At 32.0% G+C, this 21,947-nt stretch carries 22 protein-coding genes and 1 tRNA gene; 7 read left to right on the top strand and 16 right to left on the bottom strand.

Annotation, left to right across the window (positions count from 1 at the left end; all coding sequences use genetic code 11):
- Position 1: 1 nt before the first annotated feature.
- From G4L40_RS07090 to xrtF, 3 genes are read right to left on the bottom strand one after another with little or no spacing between them, the layout of a single operon-like run.
- The gene (locus G4L40_RS07090) at positions 2 to 832 is read right to left on the bottom strand and encodes an ATP cone domain-containing protein (RefSeq protein WP_235922607.1); all 831 of its coding nucleotides are present in this window, start codon (positions 830 to 832) and stop codon (positions 2 to 4) included.
- A 31-nt stretch (positions 833 to 863) separates the two neighbouring features.
- Entirely contained in the window at positions 864 to 1,307 is a 444-nt protein-coding gene (locus tag G4L40_RS07085; RefSeq protein WP_166236507.1) for an exosortase F system-associated membrane protein, read from the bottom strand.
- Positions 1,288 to 1,839: an exosortase family protein XrtF gene (gene xrtF / locus G4L40_RS07080; RefSeq protein ID WP_235922605.1), complete on the bottom strand. Its 552-nt coding sequence runs from the start codon at positions 1,837 to 1,839 to the stop codon at positions 1,288 to 1,290. The genes G4L40_RS07085 and xrtF overlap by 20 nt, the downstream gene beginning before the upstream one ends.
- Positions 1,840 to 1,910: 71 nt before the next feature.
- On the opposite strand from xrtF, the gene G4L40_RS07075 reads away from it, so the two are divergent.
- From G4L40_RS07075 to G4L40_RS07060, 4 genes are all read left to right on the top strand, one after another.
- Positions 1,911 to 2,366: a GAF domain-containing protein gene (locus tag G4L40_RS07075; protein ID WP_166236505.1), complete on the top strand. Its 456-nt coding sequence runs from the start codon at positions 1,911 to 1,913 to the stop codon at positions 2,364 to 2,366.
- 70 nt (positions 2,367 to 2,436) lie between these two features.
- Positions 2,437 to 3,669: a cation:proton antiporter gene (locus tag G4L40_RS07070; RefSeq protein ID WP_166236504.1), complete on the top strand. Its 1,233-nt coding sequence runs from the start codon at positions 2,437 to 2,439 to the stop codon at positions 3,667 to 3,669.
- Between the two features lie 121 nt (positions 3,670 to 3,790).
- Positions 3,791 to 4,060 (top strand): 30S ribosomal protein S15, encoded by a 270-nt coding sequence (rpsO, locus tag G4L40_RS07065; protein WP_166236503.1) that lies wholly within the window; start codon positions 3,791 to 3,793, stop codon positions 4,058 to 4,060.
- Positions 4,061 to 4,197: 137 nt separating this feature from the next.
- Entirely contained in the window at positions 4,198 to 6,357 is a 2,160-nt protein-coding gene (locus G4L40_RS07060) for a polyribonucleotide nucleotidyltransferase (RefSeq protein WP_166236502.1), read from the top strand.
- 67 nt (positions 6,358 to 6,424) lie between these two features.
- Here the strand turns inward: G4L40_RS07060 and G4L40_RS07055 are convergent, their stop codons facing one another.
- The gene (locus G4L40_RS07055) at positions 6,425 to 7,039 is read right to left on the bottom strand and encodes a hypothetical protein (protein ID WP_166236501.1); all 615 of its coding nucleotides are present in this window, start codon (positions 7,037 to 7,039) and stop codon (positions 6,425 to 6,427) included.
- The gene (locus G4L40_RS07050; RefSeq protein WP_166236500.1) at positions 7,032 to 7,637 is read right to left on the bottom strand and encodes a hypothetical protein; all 606 of its coding nucleotides are present in this window, start codon (positions 7,635 to 7,637) and stop codon (positions 7,032 to 7,034) included. Before G4L40_RS07050 ends, G4L40_RS07055 begins: the two co-directional genes overlap by 8 nt.
- Positions 7,638 to 7,735: 98 nt before the next feature.
- On the opposite strand from G4L40_RS07050, the gene G4L40_RS07045 reads away from it, so the two are divergent.
- The 3 genes from G4L40_RS07045 to rpe all read left to right on the top strand — a co-directional run bounded on the left by G4L40_RS07045 (position 7,736) and on the right by rpe (position 10,517).
- Positions 7,736 to 8,686, top strand: a complete 951-nt coding sequence (locus G4L40_RS07045; protein ID WP_166236499.1) for a hypothetical protein — start codon at positions 7,736 to 7,738, stop codon at positions 8,684 to 8,686.
- Positions 8,687 to 8,765: 79 nt separating this feature from the next.
- Positions 8,766 to 9,629 (top strand): sigma-70 family RNA polymerase sigma factor, encoded by an 864-nt coding sequence (locus G4L40_RS07040; RefSeq protein ID WP_166236498.1) that lies wholly within the window; start codon positions 8,766 to 8,768, stop codon positions 9,627 to 9,629.
- A gap of 228 nt (positions 9,630 to 9,857) precedes the next feature.
- Positions 9,858 to 10,517, top strand: a complete 660-nt coding sequence (gene rpe, locus G4L40_RS07035) for a ribulose-phosphate 3-epimerase (RefSeq protein ID WP_166236497.1) — start codon at positions 9,858 to 9,860, stop codon at positions 10,515 to 10,517.
- 40 nt (positions 10,518 to 10,557) lie between these two features.
- Here rpe and G4L40_RS07030 read toward each other — a convergent pair whose 3' ends face one another.
- From G4L40_RS07030 to murD, 11 genes are all read right to left on the bottom strand, one after another.
- On the bottom strand, positions 10,558 to 10,977 hold the full coding sequence (locus G4L40_RS07030; RefSeq protein WP_166236496.1) for a CBS domain-containing protein: 420 nt from the start codon (positions 10,975 to 10,977) through the stop codon (positions 10,558 to 10,560).
- A gap of 69 nt (positions 10,978 to 11,046) precedes the next feature.
- On the bottom strand, positions 11,047 to 11,925 hold the full coding sequence (locus G4L40_RS07025; RefSeq protein ID WP_166236495.1) for a zinc-dependent peptidase: 879 nt from the start codon (positions 11,923 to 11,925) through the stop codon (positions 11,047 to 11,049).
- Between the two features lie 69 nt (positions 11,926 to 11,994).
- Positions 11,995 to 12,068 (bottom strand) — tRNA-Arg (locus G4L40_RS07020).
- A gap of 75 nt (positions 12,069 to 12,143) precedes the next feature.
- A complete protein-coding gene (locus tag G4L40_RS07015) occupies positions 12,144 to 12,593 on the bottom strand; it encodes a GatB/YqeY domain-containing protein (protein ID WP_166236494.1) in 450 nt (149 codons plus the stop codon).
- Between the two features lie 101 nt (positions 12,594 to 12,694).
- The gene (gene ftsZ, locus G4L40_RS07010) at positions 12,695 to 14,665 is read right to left on the bottom strand and encodes a cell division protein FtsZ (RefSeq protein WP_166236493.1); all 1,971 of its coding nucleotides are present in this window, start codon (positions 14,663 to 14,665) and stop codon (positions 12,695 to 12,697) included.
- Between the two features lie 11 nt (positions 14,666 to 14,676).
- The gene (gene ftsA, locus G4L40_RS07005) at positions 14,677 to 16,056 is read right to left on the bottom strand and encodes a cell division protein FtsA (RefSeq protein ID WP_166236492.1); all 1,380 of its coding nucleotides are present in this window, start codon (positions 16,054 to 16,056) and stop codon (positions 14,677 to 14,679) included.
- A gap of 8 nt (positions 16,057 to 16,064) precedes the next feature.
- A complete protein-coding gene (locus G4L40_RS07000; protein ID WP_166236491.1) occupies positions 16,065 to 16,787 on the bottom strand; it encodes a cell division protein FtsQ/DivIB in 723 nt (240 codons plus the stop codon).
- Positions 16,774 to 18,120, bottom strand: coding sequence for a UDP-N-acetylmuramate--L-alanine ligase (gene murC, locus G4L40_RS06995; protein WP_166236490.1), 1,347 nt, complete (start codon positions 18,118 to 18,120; stop codon positions 16,774 to 16,776). Before murC ends, G4L40_RS07000 begins: the two co-directional genes overlap by 14 nt.
- A 33-nt stretch (positions 18,121 to 18,153) precedes the next feature.
- Positions 18,154 to 19,242 carry an undecaprenyldiphospho-muramoylpentapeptide beta-N-acetylglucosaminyltransferase gene (gene murG, locus G4L40_RS06990; RefSeq protein WP_166236489.1) on the bottom strand — a complete coding sequence of 363 codons (1,089 nt, stop codon included), beginning with the start codon at positions 19,240 to 19,242 and terminating at the stop codon, positions 18,154 to 18,156.
- Positions 19,242 to 20,594, bottom strand: a complete 1,353-nt coding sequence (locus G4L40_RS06985) for an FtsW/RodA/SpoVE family cell cycle protein (protein ID WP_166236488.1) — start codon at positions 20,592 to 20,594, stop codon at positions 19,242 to 19,244. Before G4L40_RS06985 ends, murG begins: the two co-directional genes overlap by 1 nt.
- Positions 20,595 to 20,612: 18 nt before the next feature.
- Entirely contained in the window at positions 20,613 to 21,947 is a 1,335-nt protein-coding gene (gene murD / locus G4L40_RS06980) for a UDP-N-acetylmuramoyl-L-alanine--D-glutamate ligase (protein WP_166236487.1), read from the bottom strand.

Genomic DNA, 21,947 nt, shown 5'->3' with positions numbered 1-21,947 from the left:
TCTATTTTGTAGTTAGTTGATTTGCTTCTTTTAAAACATTTTTAATCCGATTATGGCTTAGCTCAATTTTATTTAAAATAGACGAATTAGCAACCAAATCTTTTACCGTAATACAATCTAAAATTAATAATTTATCTTTCTCCGTTTGCGTCAATGTAGTTAAGCATGTAATTGGATAAACAGCGTATAAATCGATGATTTCTTTTATTCCTTTTTTTGGAGGATAATCCCAACTCAACATTTTTAATCCGGAACATTCTCCAAACTGTATAGCATCAGTAGTAAAACGATTATTGGTAACAATTATGCAGTCTGAAATAATTTCATTAGGCAAAAACAAATGATACTTTCTGTTTTTTACATCATTAAATCTTGACAAAATATACATTGGAACTTTTACATCCGTTTTGGCATCTTGACCCGAGTGAAACTTACATTCAATCATCGAAATTGTGTGTTCTTTTTTAAGTAAAACATCTATCTCATGCGAAATACAATTCCCTTTTAAAGAAACATTTGTCCTGGTCTGAAATTTTTGTTCTTGGTATATTTTGGCTATAAATTTTTCAAAGAAAAACCCTGCGGGGCCAAGACCCATCATAGCAGTTCTAAGATTATAACGAGCTGCATGTGCATTAGAAATATTCTTTAATAATTGATATGCTAATTTGTAAATTTTTTTTGAAGCAATTCCTTCATATAATTCGCTTTCAATTTTTTTTACAATGGCTTCGGCCACAGCTTTATCTGCCCCTGATTTTCGGAGCGAGTTTATTAGTTTTTGTTCATCATAATGAACCAATTCACCTGAATACTTAGTAACTTTCATCATTAGAAAGATTATTACATAAAGATACAAAAAATTAGCGAACTGTTTGCTGATAATAAAAAGCAGGTATAAAAAGGACTAAAAACAAAGGCTGTATTAAAAAACGTCTCAAATAAAACAACACCAAATAATCGGGTTGTTCAAAAAATTGTAGTATACCAAAAAATAGAAGCATGAATACCACAAATAAAACCACGAACAATAACGCGGAAAATTTTACTAACTGTAATTGTTTGAATAATAAATAAATAATTGCAAGAGAAAGGAAAGTATTCAATACATATCGGAAAAATAGCCCTAAAAACAATTTCATGGCATCAAAACTTGGCAATGGCTTATTTTGATAATCATACTTGAAAAATTGCAAAAAAGGATCGTAAAAAAGTTGATTTTCAAAAGCGCGAACAAACACTAATCCTAAAATGGCTAAAAAAAGTAATAAAACACGCTTTTTATCTTTACGAATTTCTTTTAGCATAGCCCGAAAATTTGGTTACCCACAAAATCCATAATAAAAAAACAACACCATATATAAATAATGGAAAAATAGTTCCATGTAAAATTTCCTCATATTGAGGATAATAATACAAGGCAAAAGACAACAATGCTATCCGAATAATATTTAAAATATGTATTAAGATAATTCCAAAAACAATATACAGACCCGTTTTTTTCCACTGTGTAGAAAAAGCAAAAATAAATGCCGCAAACAAAATCATTACACTAATTGCATTACATCCTTCAATTACTCGAGCAACATATTTATCATTATAAAAAATCTTAATTGAAGGTTCAAATTCATGTCGGAATGATTTTGTATTTTCTACAAATACACCCATTAATTTTTCTGTCTGATTTGCAACAGCTTCTGTAAAAGAATCAACCTCATTTTTAGCTATATCATATTGGTTTAAATACATTTTGTAAACAAATGTAAAAACCACATAAAATAGTAGAAACTTTAATAAAAAAGTAAAGAAAGGTCGATATTGAGAAAAATTATTTTTCAAATCTTGAATTTTTAACAAAAATATAGATTTTTTAATACGAAGGAATAAATACTTTTGTAAAAAAATAAAAAATGCTTTTTGAAAATTTAAAACCATTAGTTTCTGCAATTGTTTCTAAAGAAAACACAACTAGAGACGAAAAACTTTTATCCATTTGTCAATTATTAAGCGATTCAATTGAATATTATAATTGGGTAGGTTATTATTTTGCAAATCATGAAACTCAAACATTGCATTTAGGTCCATATGTTGGAGCGGAAACAGACCACACAGTAATTCCTTTTGGAAAAGGAATTTGCGGACAAGTTGCGGTTTCAAACAATAACTTTGTTGTTCCAGATGTAGCCGCTCAAGACAACTATATTGCTTGTAGTTTTACAGTAAAATCTGAAATTGTTGTACCTCTTTTTGTAAACGGAATTAACATCGGACAAATCGACATTGATTCACATGTTTTAGATCCATTTACCGAATCTGACGAAAGATTTTTAGAATTTGTCAATCTTGAAGTTTCTAAATTATTTTAGTGTAACAACAGCATCTCGACCTTAATTTAATATATTTGTTTAATTTTAACAAAAATAGACTTACCACCTTATGCCATTCAACGTTCAAAGTTTAGAACTTCCATTTTTTGCTAACCTACTAATATTATTAGTATTAGCAAGACTTTTTGGTGAAATAATGGAACGTTTTAAACAACCCGCAATGATTGGTGAAATCTTAGCTGGTGTTTTACTTGGACCAACAATCTTAAATTTCATTCATCGAACAGAAGAATTAAAGGTTATCTCTGAACTTGGAATATTTTTATTGGTAATCATAGCTGGATTAGAAATTCACTTAGATGAAATAGTAAAATCAATGAAAGGCAGAAATATTTTTATTTCAATTGCTGCTTTTTTCATTCCTTTATTTTCAGGCTATTTGGTAGGAATTTGCTTTGATCTTGATGTTATGTCAACGGTTTTCATAGGACTTTGTGTTGCTATTACTGCCTTACCAGTTAGTATTCGAATTCTAATGGATCTAGGAAAACTAAATTCTCATGTAGGGCAAAAAATTATTTCAGTAGCTATTTTTGATGATGTAATTGCTTTGACTATTTTAGGGATTTTATTAGACATAAAAGATGTTGAACCTACTTTTGCAAATATTACTCAGGCTACCATTTTTACAGTTTTAAAATTAACTTTCTTCTTACTAATAATCATTTTAACTTATAAAATGATTCAAAAATTAGCTCAAAAAGAGAATTTTATAGAGAATCAGTTAAATAACATTTTAAGCTTTTTAAAAGGTAAAGAATCTTTATTTGCAGTATTTTTTGTATTTATTCTAATTTTTGCGACAATTACTGAAAGTATTGGACTACATTTTATCATTGGCGCTTTCTTTGCTTCCATGCTGATTTCAAAAGAATTGGTTGGAGAAAAACATTTAGAAACGTTTCATAATACTACTAATAGTATGGCAATGGGGTTTTTAGCCCCTATATTTTTTGCCGGAATCGGATTAGAATTTCAATTTTCGTCTATTCAAAATTACCCATTATTATTGGCAATAATTGCAGTATCGTTCTTGTCAAAAATTATTGGAGGATATATTGGCGGTCGATTTGCACGTTTAAATCATAAAGTTTCTTTAGCCTTAGGAATTGGACTAAACGCAAGAGGAATCATGGAATTAGTAATTGCAAACATAGCTTACAAAGCGGGAATTATTAATACAGAAATCTTTTCAATGCTTGTGATTATGGGACTTATTACCACATTATCAACACCATTTTTATTAAAAAGAGCATTCAAATCGATTGACAAAGTTGCTTAAGTTTTAAATTAAGAAAAAATAATTTATAATTTATAATTCATAATTCACAATTATTATTACCTTTGCATCCGAATTGCAACCATACAATTCATACATAAAAATCATTTAAAATAATATTGGCATGTACTTGACAAAAGAAACTAAAGCTGAAATCTTCGCTAAACACGGAGGAAAAGCTGAAAACACTGGATCTGCTGAAGGGCAAATCGCATTATTTACATTTAGAATTTCTCACTTAACTGAGCACTTGAAAAAAAATCGTCATGATTTTAATACTGAGCGTTCGTTAGTACTTTTAGTAGGTAAAAGAAGAAGTCTTCTTGACTACTTAAAAAAGAAAGATATCAACAGATATCGTGAAATTATTAAAGAATTGAATATTAGAAAATAATCAACTAAAGGGGCTTCGTGCCCCTTTTTGTTTTATTTATATTGACAGAAAAAGTTTGGTTTTTCATTGGGTTACAAACAACTACACACACAACAACAACACAACTGACCCTTTGTTTAATTTAGAATTAAAAAATTATGATTCCAAAAGTATTTCAAGAAGTTATCGATTTAGGTGACGGAAGAAGCATCTCAATCGAAACTGGGAAATTAGCCAAACAAGCAGATGGATCTGTTGTTGTTCGTATGGGCGATGCCATGTTATTAGCAACAGCAGTTTCTGCAAAAACATCAAATCCTGGTGTTGATTTTTTACCTTTAACAGTTGATTATCGTGAAAAATTTGCAGCAGCAGGTCGTTTCCCTGGTGGTTTCTTCAAAAGAGAAGCACGTCCAAGTGACAGCGAAGTATTAACAATGAGATTAGTAGACCGTGTATTGCGTCCACTTTTCCCAGACGATTACCATGCTGAAACACAAGTTATGATTCAATTAATGAGTCACGACGAAAATGTTATGCCAGACGCATTAGCTGGATTAGCAGCTTCTGCAGCATTAGCGGTTTCAGACATTCCTTTTTATAACTTAATTTCTGAAGTTCGTGTTGCACGTATCGACGGAAAATTCGTTATCAACCCAAGCAGAGAAGAATTAGAGCAATCAGACATCGACATGATGATTGGAGCTTCTATGGATTCGGTTGCGATGGTAGAAGGAGAAATGAAAGAAATTTCAGAAGCAGAAATGGTAGAAGCTATCAAATTTGCTCACGAAGCTATCAAAATTCAAATTCAAGCTCAAGAGCGTTTAAGAACTGCTATCGGCTCTCCTGCTTATAGAGAATATGAAGGTGAAAAAGAAGATGAAGCTATCTATGCCAAAGTAAAAGCAGCCGCTTATGACAAATGTTATGCAATTGCTCAAGAGGCTTCAGGAAAAAGTGAAAGAGGCGAAAAATTTGCAGCTGTAAAAGAAGAAGTTAAAGCTTTATTTACAGAAGAAGAATTAGCTGAAAATGGAGATTTAGTAGGAAAATATTTCTACAAAACAAATAAAGAAGCAGTTCGTAATGTAATCCTAGAAAAAGGTTTACGTTTAGACGGAAGAAAAACAACAGAAATTAGACCAATTTGGTGTGAGACTGATTATTTACCTTCTGTTCACGGTTCAGCTTTATTTACACGTGGTGAAACTCAGGCTTTAGCTACGGTAACTTTAGGAACTTCAAGAGAAGCTAACCAAATAGATTCTCCATCTGAACAAGGTGAAGAAAAATTCTATTTACATTATAACTTCCCTCCTTTCTCAACTGGTGAAGCAAAACCATTAAGAGGAACCTCAAGAAGAGAAGTTGGTCACGGAAATTTAGCTCAAAGAGCTTTAAAAAATATGATTCCTGCTGATTGTCCTTATACAATTCGTGTGGTTTCTGAAGTATTAGAATCGAATGGCTCTTCTTCAATGGCTACGGTTTGTGCTGGTACAATGGCGTTAATGGATGCTGGAGTTCAAATGGTAAAACCAGTTTCTGGTATTGCTATGGGATTAATTACTGACGGTGAAAAATTTGCGGTATTGTCTGATATTTTAGGAGATGAAGATCACTTAGGAGACATGGACTTTAAAGTAACTGGAACTGCAGACGGTATTACAGCATGTCAAATGGACATCAAAATTGATGGTTTACGTTATGACATCATGGAACAAGCTTTAGGTCAAGCAAGAGATGGTCGTATGCATATTTTAGGGAAAATCACTGAAACTATTGCAAGTCCAAGAGCTGAAGTAAAACCAAAAGCACCAAAAATTATTACAAGAACAATCCCTGGAGCTTTCATTGGAGCCTTAATTGGTCCTGGTGGAAAAGTAATTCAAGAATTACAAAAAGCTACTGGAACTACTATCGTAATTAATGAAGTAGACGAGCAAGGTGTAGTTGAAATCTTAGGAACAAGTCCAGAAGGAATTGCAACTGTTTTAGCTAAAATTGACTCTATTATTTTCAAACCAGTAATGGGAGAAGCTTACGAAGTAAAAGTAATTAAAATGTTAGATTTTGGAGCGGTTGTAGAATACACACAAGCACCAGGAAACGAAGTTTTATTACACGTATCAGAGTTAGCATGGGAAAGAACAGAAAATGTTACTGATGTAGTAAATATGGGAGATGTGTTTATGGTAAAATATTTAGGTGTTGACCCAAAAACACGTAAAGAAAAAGTGTCAAGAAAAGCACTTTTACCAAGACCTCCGAGAGAAGAAAAACCAATTGAAAAAAAGGATAAACCACAAGGTTAATACTTTATTATTAGTTCATATAAAAACCCCAATTCTTGATTAAATTGGGGTTTTTTAATTTTATTAATTAAAAATTCCAACATCCAGATAAACCAAAATTTATTGATGAACCTCCAAAATTTCTTTCAATCTTTGAATTAAATAAATCATAAGGAGCATATTGATAATTACAATGCAACCCAAAACCATAAAATACAAGTTTAATCCCTTGACTAAATCCGATAGTGTTCAATGTGGGTTTTAAATCTAAATCTTCATAAATTTCATCTTCAGGTTTTGAATAATAAAGATACTTCCAGCCAATACCTGTATTTGATTCAATATGAAAATTTTCATTCTTAGATTGAATTAAAAATCGAGTATATCGAAACCCTAAGAAAAAAGCAGATTTGCTTCCATCTAATTGAATATTTTCATTTCCTACTTTATAATCAACACTTTTCCCATTAATAATTCCACTTAATTCTACACCAAAATCAATAAACTGTCGCTTTGCAATCTTTGTACGCATATAAAAAGCTGTCGTGATTGAACTTTTATATTTACTGGATAAATCTCCAAGTGGCTTTCCATAACTCACTTCTAAAATATTTCGCTTAAAAACATCTATTTTAGGAAAAACAATGGTGTCTTGAGCTTGTAATTGAAAAGCAATCAAAACAAAAAACAATAGCTTATTCATCTTTTATAATTTTAAAAATATACTCTTTTTTAAACGAATTTCCAGCACCAAAAAACAACATCATCCCTTCATTAGTATCAGCTCTCTTAATTAAAATAGACTCATCATTAGGAATTTCTACAACAAATTTTGTCATCTGTTTTGTTATAAAAATTACAGGAAAAGAAATTGTCTCGTAATTAGAATAAAAAACAAAACGCTTCCTTTTTCGTTTTCCACTCACTTTAATTACAAATTGCTTCTTTAATATATCTTGAAATTTAATATACAAATAGTCTTTCTGAAGTTTAAGTTCAATAGGTTTACTATAATCTACATTTTTTTTATCTGTAAATTCATTTATAAAACTTTTGGTAAAAAACTGATTTCCATACTGATGTTGAATAGTATCTAATTTGTCATAAAATCGAACAGACATCGCTTTTGGAACTCTTTTAAATTCTCCTTTATCAATTTGATTTTGCACACTACAGGAAACTAAAAAAAACACAAAAACAAAACGACACTTTCTTTTAAAATAATGATTTACAATTCTAGAATATTGCCTTAGATCTTTCTCCCGAAAAGATGATAAATGCTCTTTAATAATTTTTCTCATAAGTTTTAATTTGTGAGTCAAAATTATTTCATATTTCACAAAAAAATATGTGTTTAATAATAATATAATTTTATATTTTTGTGAAAATCGCAAAAAAAATGACACATCAAGAAATTCTTTTATCGACTATTAGAAGATTACTTCCTAAAAACATTTCATTAAACGATGAAATTGCAAAAGTATTAGACATTAGTTACGATGCGGCACACCGACGTATTTCGTTGAAAAGTAAATTTTCCATCGAAGAAACAATTTTGCTTTGCAAACATTATGCATTATCAATGGATACTTTATACAAAAAGCAAGAAAATATTCTTATTGAAAAAACTAAAAAAATTGAGTCAATGACTGATTTTAAATCTTATTTTGAAAAAACTAGAGAAATATTATCATATCTAAATCCTAAAGAAACTATCATTTATTATGCCGCAAAAGATATTCCTATGAACTATGCAGTTGCAGGAACATTATTTTCAAAATTCAAATTTTATATTTGGCTAACGTTACTTAAAAAAAAACAGAATGTGCATTTTGAAGAATTTTTATTTGAATCTTCTTTAATAAATGATGATTCTTATTTAAAGTCATTTTTTGACAATACAAATCGAATAGAAATATGGAATGACACCACAATTAATAGTTCACTTCAGCAAATCTTTTATTTTTTTGAATCGGGATTGTTAAATTATAAAAACGCAATAATCATCTTAAATGATATAAATTTAATAATTAAAAACATAGAACAAAAATGCGAAACCAATAGTTCTAATTTTCAAATCTACTATAATGAATTATTGATTTTAAATAATTCTGTTTTATTTTATTCAAAAGAAAAATCTGTTTTTTTCTTGCCATATAACGCTTTAGGCTATTACGCAACTTCAGATAAAGACGCATGTGAAGAGCAGCAAGAATACATTATAAATCAGTTATCAAATTCAAAATCATTAAACCAATCAGGGAAAAAAGACAGAAAAATTTTCTTCAACAAAATGTATCAAAAGATAGATTTTTACATTGCTAAAATTGAAAATTATGTAATTGAATAATTTTTTTAGTCATTTTGTAACTTTTTTGAAACTTCACACGTATAATAAACAGAACTTTTAAAAGTAAGGAGAAAATTAAATGAGACAACTTAAAATCACCAAGCAGGTTACAAATCGTGAAACTGCTTCTTTAGACAAATATTTACAAGAAATTGGAAAAGTTGACCTTATAACTGCAGACGAAGAAGTAGAATTAGCACAACGAATTAAAGCCGGTGATCAAAGAGCTTTAGAGAAATTAACAAAAGCTAATTTACGTTTCGTAGTTTCTGTAGCAAAACAATATCAAAATCAAGGACTTACACTTCCTGACTTAATTAACGAAGGAAATTTAGGACTAATAAAAGCAGCACAACGTTTTGACGAAACTCGTGGATTCAAATTTATTTCATACGCTGTATGGTGGATTCGTCAATCAATTCTACAAGCTTTAGCAGAACAATCTCGTATTGTGCGTTTACCGTTGAATAAAATTGGTTCTATCAATAAAATCAACAAAATGTATGCATTATTGGAGCAATCTCAAGAACGTGCTCCTTCTGCAGAAGAAATTGCAAAAGAATTAGACATGACAGTTAATGATGTAAAAGAGTCAATGAAAAACTCTGGTCGTCATTTATCTATGGATGCACCTTTAGTGGAAGGAGAAGATTCAAATTTATATGACGTTTTACGTTCAGGTGAATCTCCAAATCCAGATAGAGAATTAATTCACGAATCATTACAAACAGAAATCGAAAGAGCGTTAGAAACATTAACGCCAAGAGAAGCTGATGTTGTTCGTTTGTATTTCGGTTTAGGTGACCAACACCCAATGACGTTAGAAGAAATCGGAGAAACATTCGATTTAACTCGTGAGCGTGTACGCCAAATTAAAGAAAAAGCAATTAGAAGATTAAAACACACTTCTAGAAGTAAAATATTGAAAACATATTTAGGATAACACTTCGACAAGCTCTGTGTGACACTATAAAGACAACAACAGTCTAAGACTGTTCGTTTTTTGATTGATGATTGAAACTCCGGCTGATTACCGGAGTTTTATTTTTATATCTTACCCAAAAACAAGAGTTCCTAATGATAAAATTTGTTTGCGAACTTTGCAAAAAACCTTGCGAACCTTGCGGTTAAAATTTATCTTTGTCTAAACAACATAACTACATACAACAACATGAAAAATACACTTATTGCGCCATCAGTTCTTGCAGCCGACTTTGCCAATTTACAACGAGACATCGAAATGATTAATGCCAGTGAAGCCGATTGGTTTCACATTGATATTATGGATGGTGTTTTTGTTCCAAATATTTCTTTTGGAATGCCTGTCTTAGATGCTATCAACAAGCATGCAAAAAAAACTATTGATGTTCACTTAATGATTGTTGATCCTGACAGATATATTGCAACATTCAAAAAATTAGGAACCGATGTTCTAACAGTTCATTACGAAGCTTGCACGCATTTACACAGAACGCTTCAAGCCATTAAAGCGGAAGGAATGAAGGCTGGAGTTGCCTTAAATCCTCACACTAATATTGATGTGCTAGAAGACGTTATTCAAGATATTGATTTAGTTTGCATTATGAGTGTAAATCCTGGCTTTGGAGGACAATCATTTATAGAAAATACATATTCTAAAGTTGAAAAACTAAAAGCTTTAATTACCAAAAAAAACGCTTCAACATTAATAGAAATTGATGGTGGTGTGACCAATAAAAATGCAAAACAACTAGTTGATGCAGGAGCTGACGTATTAGTTGCTGGGAGTTACGTTTTTGGAGCTCAAGATCCAATTGCTACAATTGCTGACTTAAAGATGATTACGAAATAAAATATAAACCTGACAGGTTTTAAGTAACCTGTCGGGTTTTTCAATATTGCTCAATCAAATATTTTATTAAATCGGTAGTAGTTACGATTCCTACCAATAGGTCTCCTTCACATACTGGTAAAGCATGAAATTCTTTTGAGGCTAAAATTTCAGCCGCTTCTTTTATGGTAGTTTCTGGTGCAATAGAAATTAGTTTTTTTGCCATTACTTGCTCTACTGTAAACATATTGTAAACCGTTGTATCTACAACATCGTCATCATCATCTATAGCATCCGCAAAAGAAATTCTTAGCAAATCTGTATAACTTAACATCCCCACAATTTTATTTCCACCCACCACAGGAATGTGTCTTATATGATGCTTTTTAAACAACATTTCGGCTTTTGTTAAATCATCAGAAAGATTTAATTTAACAACATTTTTGGTCATTATGGTTGACACTGGAACTGACTTTTTCATGATTTATACATTTTACTGACATAAAGTTACTCATTAAAACGGCTCAAAAACATGATAGATATCAGTAATTTACTGAATTGTAGTAATAAAATATTTTTCGTTAAAATTAATCATATGCTTAACTTTTGCATATATCGTTGGAAATTTTGTTTTAAATTCATGTGGTGATTCAAAAAAATATTCCAACAAAACAGCTACAAATTCAAACTGATTTTCATAAGCATAATCACGAAGAAACCCAGAATTAATTAGGTGTTCTCTCATTTGTGGATTAGAAACCACTCGAAACAAATTTTGTAGTGACTCGTTAAACAATACAGAAGTTGCTTTATCACTTTTTGTCGCATGAATATGAAATGCGTGAGTAAATTCATGCAATCCTAAATTCAAATTATCGTTTGAAATTTCAATTCCTTCTTTAAAATGTTTCCACGAGAAAACGATACTTTCTAATTTTGGATTAAATTCTCCTTTATGATAATTTTCTGTTTGCTCAGAATAATAAATATCTGGAAAAATAATAATTCGTTTGAATAATGGATTAAGATAATCTCTCATTCCAAAAGTCAACATAATTGCGGTTCCAGCCACAGTAATCTTCATTTCTTCTGTAACTGAAATATCTCTTCCAACAAACTCGTATCGATTGACAAAACTAGCAACTCTGTGCTCAAAATAACGTTTGTATTTAGGCTTAAGTCTTGTATAAAAATGAAAATTATTTGATAATATTTGCTTCTGAGAATCATTTATTTTAAAAAAACTAACATTTGCAAAAACCACCAATGGCTTTTTATAATTTCGCAAATAAAGAATTTCAATTACATAAAACCCAAAAAACAAAAACAACCCAACTAAAGGCGCCAATAGCAAAAACATTCCGATATAATCGGCTAAAAACAATTCGTACTTATCCTCAGGATTTAATGCAATTAAATTACTAGTCATATTTACAAATAACGTGAAAATTTGCGTGATACAAAATAAAAAACGCCAAGAAATCTTGACGCTTATGAGTGACCTCGAAGGGAGTCGAACCCCCAACCGCTGGAGCCGAAATCCAGTGCTCTATCCAGTTGAGCTACGAAGCCTTTTTTAAGATAATAGAGCAAAGAAGACAGATGAAAGCTCCATCTTTTTCTTTGCTCTTTTAACTAGTTCTTATTTTATGCTAGTAATTTCTTTACTATTCCAGAAATAACTTTTCCTTCAGATTGACCTCCAATTTGTGCCGATGCTAACCCCATAACTTTACCCATAGAAGCAATACCTGAAGCGCCAGTTTCTGCAATAATTTTAGCAATAATTGCTTCTACTTCTGCTTCTGATAATTGTGCTGGCAAGAATTTTTCTATAACAGCAATTTGTGCTAATTCTGGCTCCGCTAAATCTGGACGATTTTGTGTGGTAAATATTTCAGCACTATCCTTACGCATTTTCACCAAACGCTGTAACATTTTGATTTCGTCTGCTTCAGATAAACCATCTGCTGCTCCAGCTTCAGTTTTTGCTAAAATAATAGCCGATTTAATAGCTCTTAAAGCCTCTAATGCTACACTGTCTTTTGCTTTCATGGCTTCTTTCATGTGATCCATGATTTTTACTTCTAAACTCATATATTTATGCTTATTGTTTGTGAATTATTGTTTTGCAAAGGTAACAAAAAAACCCGAAAATTGCTCTTCGGGTTTTGTAGGGTAGGTTAGTTTATTATAGATTAATCTACGTTATCGTGAAGAAATGAATTGTTTGAACGAAGTTGAATATCGTCGTTACTATCGATTCCTAATGACATACGAGATTGATTATTGTTTGCAGGTGTTGATGTTACATCAATTCCCATTCTTTTATAAGCTGGTTCTCTTTCAAACTCATCAATTTGTGCATTACTATTGTTGAATTTGTGATTGAATTCTTTCATTTTTCTTTTACGTTCTTCTGCTCTAAACTTTAATGTTTCTTCGATTGACATTTCAAGAGGAGAAACCGCATCAAATTGAATATTATCTTCTAATTTTTCCACTTCTTTTTTCATAGTAAAATTTAGTTCCTCGTCTACAGGCTCAGCAACAATTTCTACTGGTTTAGAAGCAACTAATTCTTCCTCTTTTTCTAAATAATCTTCTAATGAATATTTAATAATTCCATTTTGATTTACTTCAGTAACAGGAACCACATTAATAGGATCTTTTACTTCCATTGAACGTGTTTCAGGTGATAAATCAAATACAATTGTGTTTTCAGCTTTAGTCTCAACTTTTGTTTCAAATAAATCCAATGAAAAACTAAAATCGTCTTTTGCTACTACAAACTCTGGTTCTTTAACTTCAATTTCTCTGATTTGTGGCGTAATGATTTCAAACGTTGGCGCTACATTTGGGCTAACCACTTCAAAAGTTACATCAATATTTTTTAAAAAATCGGTTGTAGGCACTAAATCAATCGCTGCTACTGGTGTATGAATTTCAAAAACTGGTGCTTCTTCTTCTTCTAAAGTAAAAACCACTTTTTGTTCAACAACTTCATCACAAATTGGATTGATGATATCTGCTTTAATTTCTGACTCAATTGGTGATTCAAAAATTGGCTCATTAACCGGAAGACTTGCAATAGTTTTATTCAATAATTCGTGAACAATTTTTTGTTCATCTTCTAACGAATGAATAATTTTTTTAGGCTCAGTATTAACGATTTCAGCTTGTTGTTCAATATTAAAACCTGTAGCAATTACTGTTACCGAAATAGCTTCACCTAAAGCTTCTTCTTCACCAACTCCCATGATGATGTTTGCATTGTAACCAGCCTCAGACTGAATGAAATCATTGATTTCTCCGATTTCATCGATTGTGATTTCATTTGCTTCATCAGTTCCCGAAACGATTAACAACAATACGTTTTTCGCGCCAGTAATTTTGTTATCATTTAATAATGGAGAATCTAAAGCACTTGAAATGGCTTGTTTTGCTCTATCTGAACCTGATGCAGTTGCAGAACCCATGATTGCCGTTCCGCTGTTTGACAATACGGTTTTAGCATCTTTAAGGTCGATATTTTGAGTATAGTGGTGCGTAATTACTTCAGCAATTCCTCTTGATGCAGTAGCTAACACTTCATCCGCTTTAGAGAAACCTGCTTTGAAACCTAAGTTTCCGTAAACTTCACGTAATTTATTATTATTGATAACTACTAAAGAATCCACTTGTTTACGTAAACGTTCAACTCCAGCTAACGCTTGCTCAGAGCGAACTTTTCCTTCAAATTGAAAAGGAATCGTAACAATACCCACTGTTAAAATGTCGCGCTCTTTTGCCAATTGCGCAATTACAGGAGCCGCACCAGTTCCAGTTCCTCCACCCATACCTGCGGTGATGAAAACCATTTTGGTGTTGCTGTCCAACATTTTTTCAATTTCGGCAATACTTTCTATAGCAGATTGTTGACCTACTTCAGGATTTGCACCAGCACCTAAGCCTTCGGTTAAGCTTACACCCAACTGAATTTTATTTGGTACAGGACTGTTTTGTAATGCCTGAGAATCAGTATTACAAACTACAAAATCAACACCTTTAATGCCTTGTTTAAACATGTGGTTAATGGCATTACTACCTCCACCACCAACGCCAATTACTTTAATTACGTTAGATTGGTTTTTAGGTAAATCGAATGAAATGTTTCCAAATTCTGACATAGTATCTCCTTTTATTCTGCGTTATCTAAAAATTCTTTAATCTTATCAATATATTTATCAAAAAACGAACGTTTGATTTTGTCATCAGTTGTTTCGTGTTTGATAGGTTGAGTTGCTTTTGGCTCCTCTTTTTCCTCTTCAACAACAGGCTCTTCTGTTACTGCTTGCGGGCGAACCACCACTACTGGCTCTTCTTTTTTCATTTCTACAAACGGCGTAGCACTTTTAGTATTATTTCTAATACTGTTCATTACTAAACCAACCGCTGTAGCATATAATGGACTTGACAATTCTTCGTTTGAATCTCCTGCTAAATGCTCGTTTGGATATCCAATTCTAGTATCCATTCCAGTTATGTACTCAACAAGTTGTTTTATGTGTTGCAATTGCGCTCCACCTCCTGTTAATACTATACCTGCAATTAGTTTTTTCTTAGGATCTTCATGCCCGTATAATTTAATTTCAGCATATACTTGCTCAATGATTTCCACTACTCTTGCGTGAATAATTTTTGACAAGTTTTTTAGCGAAATTTCTTTTGGCTCTCTACCTCTTAATCCTGGAATAGAAACAATTTCGTTGTCTTTATTTTCTCCTGGCCAAGCTGAACCAAAACGAGTTTTTAATAACTCTGCTTGTTTTTCAATAATCGAACATCCTTCTTTAATATCTTCCGTAATTACATTTCCTCCGAAAGGAATAACAGCTGTATGACGAATGATTCCATCTTTAAAAATGGCTAAATCGGTTGTTCCACCACCTATATCTATCAAAGCAACTCCTGCTTCTTTTTCTTCCTGACTCAATACTGCATCTGCTGATGCTAATGGCTCTAATGTTAGTCCAGACAATTCTAATCCAGCACTTTTAACACATCTTCCCAAATTTCGAATCGAAGCCGCTTGACCAACTACGACGTGAAAACTAGACTCTAATCTTCCACCGTACATTCCGATTGGTTCTTTAATTTCGGCTTGACCATCTATTTTAAATTCTTGTGGCAAAACATGGATAATTTCTTCCCCTGGCAACATTGCCAATTTATGAACTTGGCCAATTAATGTATCAATATCAGCATCACCAATTACCTCTTCCGCATTTGGGCGGCTGATATAATCACTGTGTTGAATGCTACGAATATGTTGTCCTGCAATACCTACAACAACATCATTTATTTTATAACCCGAATCATTTTCAGCATCAGTTACCGCCTGCTGAATAGATTGTATGGTTTGTGTAATATTGTTTACAACACCCCTATGAACACCTAAGCTTTTAGATTTTCCTACTCCAAGAATTTCTAGCTTTCCGTATTCATTCTTCTTCCCTATCATTGCTACAATTTTAGTTGTACCAATGTCTAATCCTACTGCAATGTTGTCTTTGTTCATAACTCGTTCTATTTCTTACAAACCACTTGTTGTGTAAACATCAAGTTTACCTCTTTATAACTTTTAATCAATGTATCTTTTACAGCATGATGAAAAAATGCTTTGTAATTTTTTAGCTTTTTTTCAACATTTATTGGTTTCCCAAATGCTATTTTATAATCATAACTTCTGTTGGTTAAAACCACATTACCAGAAGGCATAATTTTGGCACCTGTAATGTTTTTACTCAAGAAATCATCTTTTTTGATTTCATTGAATAACAACAAATAGGGTTTTTCAGTTCCTTTACTCATTTCGCCAGATACTAGCGGAACTCGTGCCGAAAAATTTTGCGACAATGACATCTTATCACCTTTTGAATCAAGATAATAATTTTCACTATCTGTAATAACTCTTACGATTGGGGCCTTTTGAGTAATACGCGTATTTAGAAAACCATCTATTGTTGAAAAAACTTGTGCTTTTTCAATCATCTCGTGATCATCGAGAATAGTTTCTAAAGTATTCAAATCTACTTTATCTTTTTGTATTCTTGAAGTACCTCCCAAATTTTGTATTAACAAGTTATTAACCATTTCATGTGTTAAAAACATATTCTCATTAGACTCAAATTTGATATCTATCTTGCTGATTTTACGCTCACTATTTCTCTTTGAAGAAAAAGAGTACAGAAAAATCATCACAAAAATGATTAACACTAATCGAATATTATGCCAATTAATTCTTCTCATGAAGCGCTTTTTTTAAGTCTTTTACTAGCTCTCCAATATCACCTGCGCCAATAGTTATAAACACATCGGCATTTGAATTTTCAAAAGCTCTAAACAATTCATCTTTGCTCACTAATTTTTTATTTGGATTGTTAATCTTATTTAACAACCAAGTCGAGTTCACACCTTCCATAGGCAACTCGCGAGCGGGATAAATTTCCAATAATAAAATCTCGTCGAATTGACTTAAGCTTTCTGCAAAACCATCCACAAAATCTTTCGTTCTACTGAACAAATGCGGTTGAAATGCTGCGATGATCTTTTTACCCGGATACAATTCTCGAACCGCTTGATGCACCGCGTTAATTTCTGTTGGATGATGCGCATAATCATCAATATAAACCAATTCTTCTTCTCTAATTTGAAAAGAAAAACGTCTTCTTACACCTTTAAAACTTGCTAAAGCTGCACTGATTTTCTCATTAGAAACACCATAAGATTTCGCCATAGCAAAAGCTAATAGTGCGTTAGTCAAATTATGATGACCTGGTAATCCAAATTTTACATTTTGAACTACTTCGGCTGGAGTTTTCACATCGAATACATAAAATCCATTTTCAATTCGGATGTTTTGAGCTGAAAAATCAGCATCGTTATTAACACCAATAGTATTTCCTTCTAATGGCAATCCATTGATAATATATAAATTTTCACTAGGCGTTTTAGCTGCAAATTCTCTAAATGACTCTTCAATATGTGCTGCATCTCCATAAATATCTAAATGATCAGCATCCATAGAGGTTACACAAGAAACATTAGGATGCAAATGCAAAAATGAACGATCAAATTCATCAGCTTCCACGACCGTAACCGTTTTTCCAGATCCTATTAAATTGGAATTATAGTTTTCAACAATTCCTCCTAAAAAAGCCGTTACATCTACACCACTTTCATACAAAACATGCCCTAAAATGCTTGATGTTGTTGTCTTTCCATGTGTTCCTGCAACTGCAAAACAATACGTGTCTTTGGTAATAATCCCTAAAACTTCTGCACGTTTTTTAATATTGTATTCTCTCTCTACGAAATAATTCCACTCCGAATGCGAAACCGGAACAGCTGGCGTAACAACAACTAGTGTATTTTCTCTATAAAAATCAGAAGGGATAAGATTGATATTATCCTCAAAATGAATTTCTAAACCTATTTCTTGTAATTCATCCGTTAACTGCGTTGGTGTTTTGTCATAACCCACTACTTTTTTTCCAATGTATTGAAAATAGCGTGCTAAAGCACTCATTCCGATGCCTCCGATGCCGATGAAATAAACGTTATGTATTTGATTTAGATTCATTTCTTTAGTTAAATTGTTTAACTGTTAATTTGTTTAGTTGATTAGCTTAACTATTTCTTCAACAATATCTTTTGTCGCGTTTGGTTTGGCTAATTTCTTTATGTTTTGAATTAATTCAGCTTGTTTATTTTCGCTTGAAATTAAATCGGAAAAAACCGTTTCAAATTGAGCTTCTAATTCTGATTCTCTGATTAAGATGGCTCCGTTTTTATCTGAAATTGCTTTAGCATTTTTAGTTTGATGATCTTCGGCAACATTTGGTGACGGAATAAAAATCGTTGGTTTTCCCACAATACATAATTCCGAAACAGATGATGCTCCTGAACGAGAAATTACGACATCCGCAGCAGCGTAAACCAAATCCATCCTATCAATAAAAGCTACTACTTGAACGTTTTCTTTTTCATTATATTTTGAGTAATCGTTCAAATATAATTTTCCGCATTGCCAGATGATTTGAATGTTTTGACTCAATAGAAAATCCAATTCTTTTTCAATCAATTGATTAATTCTTCTAGCGCCTAAACTTCCGCCTAAAACTAGCAAGGTTTTTTTATTTGCATCTAATTTAAAATATGAAATAGCTTCACTTTTACTTGCTTCATTAATCAAATCTTGACGTACTGGATTTCCAGTTAAAATCATTTTATCTTTTGGAAAAAATCGTTCCAAATTTTCGTAAGCCACACAAATTTTATTCGCTTTTTTAGCCAATAATTTATTTGTTATTCCAGGATATGAATTTTGTTCTTGAATAACCGTTGGAATTTTCAACATTGAAGCTACTTTCAAAACTGCTCCGCTTGCAAAACCTCCAGTTCCAATTACTACATCAGGTTTAAAACTTTTGATAATTCGGAATGAATTCCACATACTTGAAAATAATTTGAATGGAAACATCGCGTTATCTAAAGTCAATTTTCTTTGAATTCCTAAAATCCATAATCCTTTGATGGCGTAACCTGCTTGTGGTACTTTTTGCATTTCCATTTTATCTTTGGCACCAACAAAAAGAAACTCCGCTTCTGGAAAACGAGATTTTAATTCGTTTGCAATTGCAACAGCTGGATAGATATGTCCGCCAGTTCCGCCTCCGCTAATTATGAATCTTGGTTTTTTCATTACTTTTTATTTAAAACTGCGTTCATTGGATTTTGTCCGTTTACTAACACATCTCCATTTTCATCTTCAATTAAAGATTCTCTAATCGAACTTTTAATATCGTTTATTTTTTGCTGATTTTCATCGGCATCTTTCTCTTCATTTAAGGCTACTTGCGCATCGATAATTTGCTGTAAAGCTTCATCACGTTTGCGTTTTTCTTCTAAATCTAATGCGACTTCTTCTTCTTTCTTGGTAACACTTAAAATAATTCCAATAGCAATACAAGTCATCCAAATCGAAGTTCCTCCACTACTAATTAACGGCAAAGGTTGGCCTGTTACCGGAAGCAATTCTACAGCAACTCCCATATTGATAAATGCTTGAAATATGATTGGAAATCCAAGTCCAATGATTAAGAGTTTTCCAAATAATGTGGTTGCTTTTTGCGCATCGATAATGAATCGAATAAACAACAACAAATACAAAAATATAATTCCGACAGCACCGATTAATCCATATTCTTCCACGATAATTGCGAAAATGAAATCAGAAGAAGATTGTGGTAAAAAGTTTTTCTGAACACTTTTTCCTGGTCCTAAGCCATATATTTTTCCGGATGCAATAGCAATTTTTGCTTTTTCAATTTGGTAATCATCTTCGTTTGGTTTATCGTCAAAGAAACTATCAATACGACTCATCCATGTATCCACGCGATTAGGCATTGCATCTGGAAATGCTTTTGCGACCAAAACAAACATCAACAAACTAGCAAAACCTGCTCCAATAATAAAACCTAAATATTTTAATGGATATTGACCGATGAAAACCAACATACACACCATTGAAAAAATCAAAGCCGTTGTGGAAAGATTCGCTGGAAGTACTAATGCTAAGACAGCAAAAACAGGCACCCATAATTCTAATAATGAATCTTTGAACGAATATTCTTTATCACTGACTTTTGCTAAATAACGCGCTACATAAATCATCAAAACAATAAATGCTAACGTAGATGTTTGAAAACTGATACCTACAAACGGAATTTGAATCCAACGACTGGCATTTGCACCATCAATAACTGTTCCTTTGAACAAGGTATATACTAAGAGTAAAATTACCAACGGAATTCCGAAGATAGACAATGCTTTGAAGTAATGGTAAGGTGTTTTATGCACAAAATATATAATCATAAAACCTAGCATTACATGCACAAAATGCTTGAATAAATAACCAATTGTAGTACCTTTCCCAATAACGTAAACTAAGTTAGTACTTGCGCTATATACTGGTAAAAAAGAGATTAGTGCCAATAGAAAAACTATTGCCCAAATGGTTTTATCTCCCCTTATTTTACCAATGATATCGAACATTTTATTGTTTATTGTTTGTTATAAATTATAAATTGCTTGTTTGAATTGTTTTCCTCTATCTTCATAATTTTCAAACAAATCAAAACTTGCGCATGCTGGTGATAATAATACGCTATCACCTTTTTCAGCCAAACGTTGTGCTAATTGAACTGCTTCAGACATAGAAGTAGTTTCTACCATTACATCTACAACATTATTAAATGCATTGATTATTTTTGTATTATCAACACCTAAACACACGATTGCTTTTACTTTTTCACGAACTAATGGCATTAATTCATCATAATCGTTTCCTTTATCAACACCTCCTACAATCCAAACCGTTGGAGTTGTCATACTATCCAAAGCATAAAAAACCGAATTCACATTCGTAGCCTTAGAATCGTTAATATATTGCACGCCTTGAATTTTTAATACTTTTTCTAATCGGTGTTCAGCACCTTGAAAATTAGTTAAACTTTCTCTGATGGTTTGTTTTCTAATATTCAACAATTGCGCTACGGCAGTTGCAGCCATTGCATTCTTAATATTGTGCTTTCCTTCTAAAGCTAGTTCGTTGATTGGCATAGTAAATAGTTCTTTATTAATTGTGCTGTTAATGTTGTTATCTTCTAAAAACGCTCCTTGATTTTCTGATTTTGTTATCAGTGAAAAAGGAACTTTGTTTGCTTTAATCTCATTATTATTTAACCAATTTTGAATCGCTTCATCTTCATTATCATAAATCAAATAATCGGCTTCTGTTTGATTCTTTGTAATTCTAAATTTAGAATCGATGTATAAATTGTAATCGTAATTATATCTATCTAAATGATCTGGGCTAATATTTGTAATAATTGCAATGTGTGGTTTGTAATTGATGATTCCATCTAATTGAAAACTACTCAATTCTAGTACATAAATATCGTGTTTGTTTTCCGCTACTTGCCAAGCGAAGCTCTTTCCAATATTTCCAGCTAATCCTACATTTAAACCACCTTGTTTTAACAAATGATATGTCAAAAGTGTTGTGGTTGTTTTTCCATTACTTCCTGTAATTCCAACAGTTGTTGCATCGGTAAATTGAATGGCAAATTCGATTTCAGAAATTACTGGAATTCCTTTCTCGATTAGCTTTTTTACGATTGGTGCTTTTTCAGGAATTCCTGGACTTTTCATTACTACATCGGCATTCAGAATTAATTCTTCTGAGTGCTTTTCATCTTCCCAAGCGATTCCATTAATGGTAAGAACTTCTTTATAATTTTCTTTTATTTTTCCAAAATCCGACACAAAAACATCGTATCCTTTTTTCTTCCCTAAAATAGCGGTTCCAACTCCACTTTCGCCTCCGCCCAAAACTACCAGTCGCAT

The organism is Flavobacterium celericrescens (assembly GCF_011392075.1).
Lineage (GTDB): Bacteria > Bacteroidota > Bacteroidia > Flavobacteriales > Flavobacteriaceae > Flavobacterium > Flavobacterium celericrescens.
The sequence above is the reverse complement of the archived record's forward strand: the minus strand, read 5'-3'. Positions and strand labels throughout refer to the sequence as shown.